Here is an 11403-nt window from a genome sequence, read left to right as displayed (position 1 = left end):
TTCAGAGTTCCCTAAAAGTTTACTTAATTTGTACAAAGTTATTGTTTTAGCTTTTAACTAACGAGCGTTGTGAAAAATATTGTTACTGTTTCCGTTTTAGCTTTTGTTTTTTTACTGTGCTCTTCCAACACCCTTGAATTCAAGAAAGAGTACAAGTTACGCACCGTGGTAATTGATGCTGGCCATGGCGGCAAGGATGTTGGTTGTAACGGTAAATTCTCGCATGAAGCCATCGTTGCCCTTGACATTGCCAAACAGGTAGGCGGCCTGATTGAAAGGAACGTGCCCGGGGTAAAAGTTGTTTACACCCGCACCGAAGATAAATTTGTGGAGTTGATAGACCGAGCCGGAATCGCGAATAAAAACAACGCAGATCTGTTTATTTCTATACACTTAAACGCTGGCCCATCCACGGCTTATGGCACCGAGACCTACACGATGGGCCTTCATACTTCAAACGGGAACCTGGAGGTAGCCAAGCGTGAAAATGCGGTAATCCTGCACGAGGATGATTACGAAGCCAACTACAATGGCTTTGACCCTAACTCCCCGCAGAGCCATATTTTATTTGCCCTGCACCAAAGTGCTTACATCGATAACAGCCTTCGTTTTGCCGAAAAAGTAGAGCGTGAGTTCAGTACCAAAGCGGGCCGAAAGAGCCGTGGCGTAAAGCAGGCAGGCTTTTTAGTGCTTTGGAAATCCTATATGCCAAGCGTGCTTATTGAGTGCGGTTTCCTAACCAACCCTACCGAAGAAAAATTTCTTAACGATAAGACCGGGCAATCGTATATTGCTTCAGGTATATATCGTGCCTTCAAGGAGTATAAACAAGAGCTTGAGGCTATGAACTAAGCACACCCCCACGTGAAAATATCAAAGGAAATCAAAGTTGCGCTACTGGGAATTGTAGCGATTGCCATACTATACTTCGGGTTTATGTACCTGAAGGGTTCAGACGTCTTCTCTGACTCGCGCAGGTACTTTGTCGTCTATGACAATGTTGATGGCCTGGCTGTCTCAAACCCGGTTATTTTGAATGGTATTCAGGTTGGTACGGTGCAGCATCTGCGGCTAATGACCGAAAACCAGAACAAGGTGCAGGTAGAAGTAGAGGTGCTGAAAGACCTGCAGATAGGCGACTCAACCATTGCCGCACTCGGCAACTCCGACCTGCTGGGCAGCAAAGCCATAACATTATACTTAGGTAACAGCACCAACACGTATGAAGGAGGCGAGACGCTGATCCCTTTTATGCAGAGCAGCATCACAGAGATGATCTCCACTAAAACTGTGCCTATCATCGACAAGGTGGATACCACCCTGGCCCGTGTGAACAGGCTCCTGGATAGCGAGGCAAAAGACAACCTGCAAGAGATATTGGCCAATACCGCCGCCACCTCAGCATCGGTAAATGAGATCCTGAAAGCAAACCAGAAAAACATCAACCAGATCACCAGCAACATTAACGACCTGACGAACTCACTCCGGAAAACACAGCGCAACATAGACAGGCTGGCGCTGAACATGGCCGAGATCACCGACACGTTGAAGCAGGTAGAAATCAACCAACTGGTAAGTAATGCAAATGAGGCGGTGAAGGAACTGCAGTCTGCCGCTGCCAAGCTGAATTCTGAAGAAGGCTCCATTGGTAAACTGATGCACGATGAGCAGCTGTATGAGAACATGAACCGCTCCACTGAAGCGTTGAATTTGTTGCTCCGGGATATACAGGCATACCCTAAACGCTATGTGAGCTTCTCGGTGTTTGGCCGCAAAGACAAGTATAAAGTAGACGAAACAGGCCGTGTTATAACCTTAGACGAGGTGAAAGAGCTGCAGGAAAGGCATCCGGAGGAGTTTCGTACTGTGCCGGATACGGTTTATGTGCCTGTGCCTAAAGAGACTAGCGGGCAGGGAGCAGCCGGGACAGGCCGTTCAGGCAATAATTAAGCAAGCTACAAGTGAAATTCTTATATTTGTAAAATCCGCTTTTATGGGCGGATTTTCGCATTTTATACTTACCTGAAACTAATCAACCTAACCCTGAATGGACATCGAGTTTAACAAAAACGAAGACGCACTGAAGCAGCTGATCTTTCAGCTGAATAGCAAACTGAAAAAAGTACACCTGGGCGGCGGCGAGAAACGCATTGAGAAGGAGCACGCCAAAGGTAAAAAGACCGCCCGCGAACGTATAGACTACCTGCTGGACGAAGGCAGCGAGTTTCTGGAAGTTGGCGCTTTTGCCGGCGAAGGCATGTATAAGGAAGTGGGAGGCTGCCCAAGCGGTGGCGTGGTGACAGGCATTGGCTACATCAAGGGCCGCCAGTGTGTGGTGGTGGCCAACGATGCCACGGTAAAAGCCGGCGCCTGGTTCCCGATTACTGCCAAGAAGAACCTGCGCGCCCAGGAAATCTCTATAGAAAATAAACTGCCCATCGTATACCTGGTAGACAGCGCCGGCGTATTCCTGCCGATGCAGGACGAGATATTTCCGGACAAAGAGCATTTCGGGCGCATGTTCCGCAACAATGCCGTGATGAGCTCGATGGGCATTGTGCAGATTGCCGCTATCATGGGCAGCTGCGTGGCCGGTGGTGCTTACCTGCCGATCATGAGCGATGAGGCATTGATTGTGGAAGGCACTGGTTCGGTTTTCCTGGCCGGTTCATATTTAGTTAAATCCGCCATCGGCGAAAGTATAAATAATGAGACGCTGGGCGGCGCAACAACGCATTCTGAGATCTCCGGAGTTACAGACTATAAGTGCAAAGACGATAAAGAGGCACTGGACCACATCCGCAACATCTTTGATAAAATGGGCGAGAAACCTAAAGCAGGTTTTAGCCGTGTGGAGCCAGCTGCCCCAATGCAGGATGAAAAAGAGATTTACGGGTTGCTGCCTTCAGACCGTGTAAAGCCATACGATATGATGGACATCATCCTGCGCCTGGTAGATAACTCGGAGTTTGAGCCTTACAAAGACCTTTACGGCCAAACACTAATCTGCGGACTGGCTCGCATTGATGGATGGGCAGTGGGCATTGTAGCCAACCAACGCAAAATTGTGAAGAGCAAGAAAGGCGAGATGCAGATGGGCGGCGTTATCTATTCCGACTCTGCCGACAAGGCCGCGCGCTTTATCATGAACTGTAACCAAAAGAAGATTCCGTTGGTGTTTCTGCAGGATGTTTCCGGTTTTATGGTGGGCAGTAAATCAGAGCACGGCGGCATTATTAAGGATGGAGCCAAAATGGTAAGTGCCATGTCTAATTCCGTGGTGCCTAAATTCACGATTCTGGTTGGCAACAGCTACGGGGCCGGCAACTACGCCATGTGCGGCAAAGCCTACGACCCGCGTCTGATCTACTCGTGGCCAACAGCGCAGCTGGCTGTGATGAGCGGTGCAGCTGCGGCCAAAACGCTGCTGCAGATAGAGGTATCCTCTAAAAAAGCGAAAGGCGAGGAGGTTACCCCGGAGGCGGAGCAGGAACTGCTGGAGCGCATCACCAATAAGTATAACGAGGAACTTTCGCCGTATTATGCCGCTGCCCGCCTTTGGGTTGACGGTATCATTGATCCGTTGGAGACGCGTAAGGTTATCTCGATGGGGATAGAGGCGGCTAATCATGCGCCAATCGAAAAGCCATATAACGTAGGTGTAATCCAGACGTGATACTATTCAATAATGCATTGAGATGAATGAATTATAAACCGGAAAGACTTTGTTGTTTCTGTAGAAGACTTGTATGGCTTAGGCTTTCTGGTTTGTAGTGTTGATTAGCTTAAATATCGGAGAATATTGTGACAAAGGGAGAAATTAAGGCGCTGATCTCGCTGCTAGATGACAGCGACTATGATGTGGCAGCGTATGTGGAGAAGCAGATTGCTTATTTGGGCGAGGGGATTATACCTTTTTTGGAGGAAGAGTGGGAGGAGACCCTCAACGCAGACCTGCAGAAGAAGATAGAAGACCTGATCCATAACCTGCAGTATGACGGCCTAACGAAGCGCCTGCAAGCCTGGAAAGCAAGTGGCGCTGAGAACCTGCTGGAGGGGATGTTTCTGGTGAATTCATACTTATACCCTGACGTAGATTTTGCCACCATCAACAAAGCTATAGATCAGCTATACTTTGATGCTTGGACGCACATGAAGGATGAGATGCACCCGTACGATCAGGTAAAATCTTTGAACAATGTGTTGTTTCGGGAGAAGCGTTTTTCGGCTAATACCAAGAACTTCCACTCGCCGGCTAACTCTATGCTGCACCTGGTGCTGGAGACAAAGCGCGGCAACCCGCTAACACTTTGCGTTATTTACATGACGTTGGCGCAACGCTTAAGTATGCCGGTGTATGGGGTAAATCTGCCTAACCTATTTATACTCACGTATAAACTGGGCGATATGCAGTTTTATATAAACGTGTATAACAAAGGCCTGATTCTTAGCAAAGCCGATATAGATAATTACATTCTGCAGCTGAACCTAAACCCCGTGGACATCTTCTACGAGCCTTGTGATAACCTCGATATCGTGAAACGCGCCCTGCGTAACCTGGCGTTCTCTTTTGAGAAAATGGATGACCCGGAGAAAGCCACAGAGGTAAATAAACTGTTGGATGCTATTACAGATGAAGGTTTAGCCATTTGATCTTTAATATTACAAAGTATAAAAAGAGAGGCCGCCCCTGCATCAAGGGCGGCCTCTCGTTTTATACTTTATAATGTGTTTTAGTACTTCTTAATCAAACAGCCTGTTGCACGCTTATCACCGGCAGACACTGGTCGGTTAGCCAGGATTTCGTCTATTACACTGCGGAGGTAGAAATTCTTCACGCCGCTCTCCATCTGAGGATTGTCATCAATGGCACCTTTATACTTTAAAGTAAACTCACCGCCGTTGTTGTGCAGCACAAATACCTCCGGGGTTTTGGTGGCGCCAAACTGCTTGCTCACTTGTTGCCCTTCATCAGCAAGGTATGGGCTGTACTGCCTGGCACTCATGTCCTGCAAAGTTTCGCCAGCATCGCCGGCACCTGGGTTGATAAACAAAAACTGAACGCCCTTCGCGCCATAATTGCTGGCCAGAGTTACTAGGCGGCTCTCGTAAAGTTTAGCGTACGGACATTGATTGTTTGTAAATACCAGCACCACGGTTTTGGCATCCGCCAAATCGCTGAGGGCAATGCTTTGGTTATTGGTGCCTTGCAGCTTGAAATCAGCCACGTTATCGCCCACTTTATATACTCCGGATTGGGCAAAAACGCCAGCCGAAAGCAGAAAAGCTGTAACAAAAGAGAATAACTGTTTCATATATATGTGTTTTTAGTTTGTGGGGTCAGGCTGCTTATCTATGCAGTAGGTGAGTACATGTTTTAGCAGCGCTTCAAAATGAATCTGATACAATTTAGAAAAATTTTCAGTATTCACGCGGCCTTGTAGCTTATTTGGCTCATTAGTAGGCGCTATCTGTAGGTTCTCCTTAAAAATCAGCTGCTTACGGCTGTATAATTTGTACAAAGTTTCCTTAGCACTCCAGTAAAGGCAGGTGTTCTTTTCGTTGGCTAAAGTATAAGCTTTCTCTCCATCCGTCAAAAACTTGTCCTGCACGCGCAGCGCTTTCGAGGATATAAGTTCAATATCTATGCCAACCTCATACTTATCTGAAAGTATAACTGCGGCCAATTGCGGCGAGTGTGAAATGGAGACATGAAAACGGGAATCAGGAAAGTATGGCTTGCCGTACTGGTTACGCAGCAGCTGGATTGGCCGTGACGTGAACTCCTGTAACATCTTGTAAACTAATACCCTACTGGCCAGCCACTCCCGCTGCCGTTTGGGGTGCACTTTCTCCAGGCGCTCCTCCACCGCCACGTAAGAAGGTAGTGCCTCCCGCAGCTCTTCCATGGGTTCAGTCAGCTCCCAAAGGCCCAGTTTAGTGTGTTCGTCGAGTTTTTTAATGTACAGTAGGGGCATAAGCAATAATGTGCGGTTGCAGCGTTTTTAAAAGTATGGCACGGCTGTTTAGCTGTATTTGTTGTAAATTTAGGCTAAAATTAAAGAAACCAGAGTATAGGCAGCATGGCAAGCAAAGTACAAGTTGAGAAAAAGGCAACCCTTACGGGGCACCGCGACTGTGTGTATACGTTGGAGCAGGCAGCCGAGGAGCATCTTTTTTTCTCAGCCGCCGGCGATGGCATGGTGGTGGCCTGGAACCTTTCGGACCCGGAGAACGGTGATTTGGTGGCGCGGGTAAACTCCTCGGTGTACGCGCTGTGCTACCTACCGGAGCGGCACCTGCTGCTGATCGGCCAAAACACAGAGGGCGTACAGGTTATAGATTTAGAAAGCAAAAAGATACTGAAGTCTGTGCCACTCCCGAAGGTGCCCATTTTTGATATTGTTTATACTTCAGAGGCAAACAAAATATTTGTTGGGATGGGGAACGGAGGCGTGGCCGTGCTGAACGGGGAGAGTTTTGAGCTGCAGACTATCATTCAGAAAGCTGAAAAAAGCGCCCGTAGCATAGCTTATAACAAATATACCAGCGAACTGGCCGTTGGCTACAGCGACCATGCCATCCGGGTGTTTGATGCTGAAAGTATGAACCTGAAGTATGAACTTACCTCGCATACTAATTCTGTGTTCACCTTAGCCTACTCACCGGACGGAAAGCTGCTGCTGAGCGGTGGCCGCGATGCACATTTGCGGGTGTGGGAGGTAGGGCAGCAGTATGCAGAGCAGGGATACCTGATCGCGCACATGTACACCATCAACCATATAACTTACAGCCCGGGCGGTGCATATTTTGCCACCTGCAGCATGGATAAATCCATAAAAGTATGGGATGCGCAGACCTTTAAGTTGCTGAAAGTGATTGATAAAGTGCGCCATGCCAGCCACGGCACCTCGGTAAATAAATTATTTTGGTCGGCTCACCAGAATCAGTTAGTTTCGTGTAGCGATGACCGCACCATTTCGGTTTGGGATATAAATTTTTGAGTTATGAAGATTACACCGTTAGAGATCAGGCAAAAAACTTTTGAGAAGGCATTTAGAGGATTAGACAAGGATGAAGTAAATGCATTTTTGCTGACGCTCTCGCAGCAGTGGGAAAAGCTGCAGGATGAGAACAAAGACCTGCGCATGAAGTTGGACGCTGCACACCGCGAAACCCAAAAGCTGCGCGAGGTGGAGTCATCGCTTTACAAAACCCTTAAAACTGCCGAAGACACCGGCAACAGCATTTTGGAGCAGGCCAAGAAATCTGCTGAGCTTCAGGCCCGTGAGTCTGGCCTGAAAGCTGATGAGATGATGAGCAAGGCCCGCAACGAGGCCCGTCAGATGCTGGAGGAGGCGCAGCGCCAATCTGAGCGTGTAATTGCCGAAATGCAGCAGCACGTTAAGTCGCTGGACCAGGAGTGCCGCCAAATGGAGAACTACATGGATCACCTGGTACGCGACCTGCGCAACCTGGCCAACGAAACGCTGGAGAACGCCGACAAAGCAAAGGCAAAACCTAAAGCAGGCACACACAGTATTCTTTCAAAAGCAGCCAACACAGAAGTAACAAGTTCGGAGCTGCTCAAAAACTTGAAAGACATGGATAAGACATCAGACAACACTTCATATCAATTACCAGAGTCTACGGCAGCTAATGCGCCTGTGGCTGTGGTGCAGAACACAAATGGTTACGACCCGCTAGGCGATCCGGCACCGGACGTAACGCAGCCAAAACCAGAAGTACCGACTCCTATAGAGCCAACGGTGCCGAACGTGCCGTCGCCGGAGATAGAGCAGCCGTCGCCAGACTATCCGGGCCGCGTACCAGCGCCAGATATTGAGCAGCCTGTGCCGGAAATACAGCCCGTTCAGCCAGACACTCCGGAAATACAGCCCCCAATGACAGAGCCATCTCGTAATGCGTTTGCTGCCAATGGTGCTGCTGTTCAGCCAAAATCCGGTGGTTCTTTTTTTGACGAAATAGGCTAAGCGGCAGTGGGGCAAATTATGCTGGAGGGCATGGAGTTCTTTGCCTTCCACGGATACTACGACGAGGAGCAGAAGATCGGGAACAAGTATGGTATTGATTTGGAAATTAACACTGACCTGCGCCGCGCTGCCGAATCTGACAACCTACACGAAACCGTAAATTACGAGGTGCTTTATGCTTTAGTGCTGGAGGAAATGAAGATTCAGGCCCGTCTGCTGGAGCACCTTGGCCACCGCATCATCGACAAAGTATACGAGCGTTTTCCGTTTGTGCAGTCGGTGAAGGTGAACGTGTACAAGTATAATCCACCGCTTGGCGGCATCTGCAAATGGGCTAAAGTTAGTCTGCAGGAAGCAAGATAGAAATTTACTTATTGATGAAAAGCAGCTGGTTCAGGTTTGAGTCAGCTGCTTTTGTTTTAGGAGGAGTTTATACTTTAGCTGCTGGTGCAAGTATTTATATATGTGTCTTTTTATGGTGTTGAGTTTGCAACTCAACAGGCCTGAAGAGTTATACTTTAGCCGCTGTTCTCTGCAACTGGAAAGAAGCTATACTTGCTAGCTGCTGCTTATCCACGGCTTTACATCCTGCTCGTTACATCTCTAGCTTTGGCTCCCTCAAGGCGGGGGGAGGGGCCCTCTTTAAGGGAGGCCTCGCCTTCGGGCATCGCGCTGTGTACATTTCCTTTGCTCCTTCGTCGCAATTTCGCTGAAGCGAAACCAGAAATCTACAAGGCGCTCAACCCAAAGGCTGGGATCAGTTTTCGATAGCCGGTGCTGACGGAGCTTCAACAGAATTCCCCTCCTTGGACAAGGAGGGGCAGGGGTGGTTGGACCCGGCGCTGCAGGTACTCGCTCCCTTGTTTTGGGGGTAGGGGCCCTCGAGAAAAGGAGAGGGTTGGGGTGAGGTAAAACTTCCCGCCTTAGACAAGGAGGGGCTAGGGGTGGTTGGATGATCACTTACACCAACTTCAATAACTCTACTGCTGCCGCAAAGGCCGATTTGTTACCAGTTTTTACTTCTTCGGCTATACCTGGCAGTTGCTGTTTTACCTGCTCGTGGGCATAAAAATTGTCTTCTAAACCTTGGCGTATAGCTTCGTACATCCACTGCAGGTTTTGGTCGTGGCGCTTTTTCTCAAAGTAGCCGTTGCTTTTGGTGAGGTTCAGGTAATCGGCAATTGTCTGCCAAATAGTGTCGAGGCCGGTATTTTGTAGGGCGGAGCAGGTACTGACTTTAGGCATCCAGCCGGAGCCGGACAGCGGGTATAGGTGCAGCGCGTTTTGGTATTCGGCTCGAGCGGCTTTGGCCTTTACAATGTTTTCGCTGTCGGCTTTGGTGATAGCAATGGCATCAGCCATTTCCATGATGCCGCGTTTAATGCCTTGTAGTTCATCACCGGCACCAGCCAGCATCAGCAGCAGGAAGAAGTCCACCATGGCGTGCACTGCCGTCTCCGACTGGCCCACACCCACTGTTTCCACAAAGATGGCGTCAAAACCGGCGGCCTCGCAAAGTATAATGCTCTCACGGGTGCTGCGGCTCACGCCTCCCAAAGACTTGCCGGCAGGCGAAGGTCGAATGAAAGCCTGAGGATTGGTTGATAGAGAATCCATGCGGGTTTTATCGCCGAGAATGCTGCCGCCGGAGCGTTGGCTGGTTGGGTCTATGGCCAGTACGGCCAGTTTCTTACCCTGATTCCTAATTAAATAATTGCCGAAGGCCTCGATAAACGTACTCTTCCCAACCCCTGGTACACCGGTTATACCTATGCGCACCGAATTTCTGGCATGCGGCAGTACATTATTAATCACTTTCTGCGCCAGTTCCTGATCGGAGGCCAACCTGCTTTCCACCAGCGTAATAGCACGGCTCAGCATCACACGGTCGCCGGCTAAAATTCCTTCTACATATTTTTCAGGACTGAATCGTTTGGCCAAGGGAATTAAGGTTTGAGGTGAATAAATCATACTCTTTTACAAAAATAAGATTTATAGGTTGCCACGCCATCTTAAGTATAAATCATACTTATAAGTATAAAAAATAAGGCCAGCCTCTATGCAAAAAGCTAGCCTTGATTCCTAGTTATAAAATATACTTTACTTGCTGAGGCCCTGCGCAAAGTTTGGAAGGCCCAGGTCGCTTTTCTGCTTGCCTAGGTGAAAGCCATCATCTACATAGTTGGCTGCTTCACCTTTTGCATTTGGGTTATTGATGACGCCCAAGTAATAATTATCTTGGCGGGCTACGTAGATTTTACCGTCAGGCCCCACCTGCAGCGCCCCTACACGGCGGCTTTGCGATGTGCCAACCACCACCGCCGACTTAGCAATAGCCTCCGGTCCGCCAGCTTTCAAATCAAACTGAACCACCTGTGCCTTGCCGCCGCCTATACCGTTTGCCGTGCCGTAAAGTTTGGTGCCATCCGGTGAGAACACTGCACCGTAAGCTTCCTCAAAGCCTTTCAAAAGTATAGGATCAGATACCTTGCCGGTGCTGCGGTCGAAGTTTAGTATCTCAAAGTTACTTTCGGCATCCCAAAGCGCAGACACCAGTTTGCTGCCGTCCGGCGAAGCATTTAGGTAGCCGATAGCTTTTCGGTTAGGTCCGCCGTGCACAGTGCCCACCATGCTCAAAACGGGCTTTGTTTCCACCCCTTGCTCATTTACCAAAAAAGCCATGTACCCGTTGCTGTTCCAGCGATGCGCAATAACCCACCAATCTTTGTTGTTGCTGTGGCGCACGGCTTTTAACTTTTCGGTAGCCGGAGCAATCAGAAAGTTGTTTCTGGAGGTGATGTCTCCTTTGCCTTCCTGCTTTGCCATGTCTACCACAGTATAGCGAAGGCCATTGGACTGCGCCTGGATATCGGTGGTAAAGATATAATAGATGTTATCGCTGCCGGGCTTCGGAAGTATAAGTGCCGATTGTGTGGATGACTTGCCGCCCATCAGGCCATTGCCGTTGGGCATAACGCGGTGCTCTTGGTTCCATACGGTAATGCCGTTGGTGTAGAAAAGCAGGTTTCCCTCGGCGTCGGATATGGTGGCGCTGCCTTCTTCGGTAAATAACCTGCTGTTGGTGGCAGTAGCGGAGTCGCCTTTAAAAATAATGCCGGCACCTTTGCCAAAGTACCAATTATCACGCTCGCCCTGCGCCAGTGCTGCAAAGCTGCTGAGCGAAAGTATAGCGGCGGCGGCAAGGAGTCTTAATCTTCTCATAGGTTGATGGTTTGCTCTTGTTAATGATGTAATTGCAAACGTAGTGCCAAGTATAGAAGTAGCGGTTTATTCACTTTTAATTTAAGGTTGCTTAAAGAGAGGTTGTCATACTTTGGGCTTGCCTGAGCAGAATTGTTCTAAGCTTAGGAGAGGGTGCGGTTTCTTTTATGGTTATGCTGCTGCTGAA

At 48.9% G+C, this 11403-nt stretch carries 11 protein-coding genes; 7 read left to right on the top strand and 4 right to left on the bottom strand.

The features are described from left to right. Positions 1–69: 69 nt before the first annotated feature. From Q1B04_RS02440 to Q1B04_RS02425, 4 genes are all read left to right on the top strand, one after another. Entirely contained in the window at positions 70–852 is a 783-nt protein-coding gene (locus tag Q1B04_RS02440; RefSeq protein ID WP_299755118.1) for an N-acetylmuramoyl-L-alanine amidase, read from the top strand. Between the two features lie 12 nt (positions 853–864). Further along, the gene (locus tag Q1B04_RS02435; RefSeq protein ID WP_299755116.1) at positions 865–1950 is read left to right on the top strand and encodes an MlaD family protein; all 1086 of its coding nucleotides are present in this window, start codon (positions 865–867) and stop codon (positions 1948–1950) included. A 97-nt stretch (positions 1951–2047) separates the two neighbouring features. Further along, the gene (locus tag Q1B04_RS02430) at positions 2048–3676 is read left to right on the top strand and encodes a carboxyl transferase domain-containing protein (protein ID WP_299755113.1); all 1629 of its coding nucleotides are present in this window, start codon (positions 2048–2050) and stop codon (positions 3674–3676) included. A gap of 128 nt (positions 3677–3804) precedes the next feature. Beyond that, positions 3805–4653 carry a transglutaminase-like domain-containing protein gene (locus tag Q1B04_RS02425; protein WP_299755111.1) on the top strand — a complete coding sequence of 283 codons (849 nt, stop codon included), beginning with the start codon at positions 3805–3807 and terminating at the stop codon, positions 4651–4653. 80 nt (positions 4654–4733) lie between these two features. Here the strand turns inward: Q1B04_RS02425 and Q1B04_RS02420 are convergent, their stop codons facing one another. Together Q1B04_RS02420 and Q1B04_RS02415 are read right to left on the bottom strand one after the other, a co-directional pair. Next, the gene (locus Q1B04_RS02420; RefSeq protein WP_299755109.1) at positions 4734–5315 is read right to left on the bottom strand and encodes a thioredoxin family protein; all 582 of its coding nucleotides are present in this window, start codon (positions 5313–5315) and stop codon (positions 4734–4736) included. Between the two features lie 12 nt (positions 5316–5327). Then, positions 5328–5978, bottom strand: coding sequence for a 4'-phosphopantetheinyl transferase family protein (locus tag Q1B04_RS02415; RefSeq protein WP_299755107.1), 651 nt, complete (start codon positions 5976–5978; stop codon positions 5328–5330). Positions 5979–6083: 105 nt separating this feature from the next. Between Q1B04_RS02415 and Q1B04_RS02410 the strand changes: the two genes are divergently transcribed. Genes Q1B04_RS02410 through folB form a run of 3 tightly spaced genes read left to right on the top strand, consistent with a single transcriptional unit; the run spans position 6084 to position 8357 of the window. After that, positions 6084–7004, top strand: a complete 921-nt coding sequence (locus Q1B04_RS02410) for a WD40 repeat domain-containing protein (RefSeq protein WP_299755105.1) — start codon at positions 6084–6086, stop codon at positions 7002–7004. Positions 7005–7007: 3 nt separating this feature from the next. Continuing rightward, positions 7008–7994 carry a DivIVA domain-containing protein gene (locus tag Q1B04_RS02405; RefSeq protein ID WP_299755103.1) on the top strand — a complete coding sequence of 329 codons (987 nt, stop codon included), beginning with the start codon at positions 7008–7010 and terminating at the stop codon, positions 7992–7994. A gap of 6 nt (positions 7995–8000) precedes the next feature. Then, positions 8001–8357 carry a dihydroneopterin aldolase gene (folB, locus tag Q1B04_RS02400; RefSeq protein WP_299755101.1) on the top strand — a complete coding sequence of 119 codons (357 nt, stop codon included), beginning with the start codon at positions 8001–8003 and terminating at the stop codon, positions 8355–8357. A gap of 597 nt (positions 8358–8954) precedes the next feature. Here folB and meaB read toward each other — a convergent pair. Then, positions 8955–9935 (bottom strand): methylmalonyl Co-A mutase-associated GTPase MeaB, encoded by a 981-nt coding sequence (gene meaB / locus Q1B04_RS02395; RefSeq protein ID WP_299755099.1) that lies wholly within the window; start codon positions 9933–9935, stop codon positions 8955–8957. 159 nt (positions 9936–10094) lie between these two features. Continuing rightward, positions 10095–11216 (bottom strand): hypothetical protein, encoded by a 1122-nt coding sequence (locus tag Q1B04_RS02390; RefSeq protein ID WP_299755097.1) that lies wholly within the window; start codon positions 11214–11216, stop codon positions 10095–10097. Between the last annotated feature and the right edge of the window lie 187 nt (positions 11217–11403).

This window comes from uncultured Pontibacter sp., from assembly GCF_947495565.1.
Lineage (GTDB): Bacteria > Bacteroidota > Bacteroidia > Cytophagales > Hymenobacteraceae > Pontibacter.
Note: the sequence above shows the minus strand (reverse complement) of the source record. Positions and strands in the feature narration are given on the sequence as shown.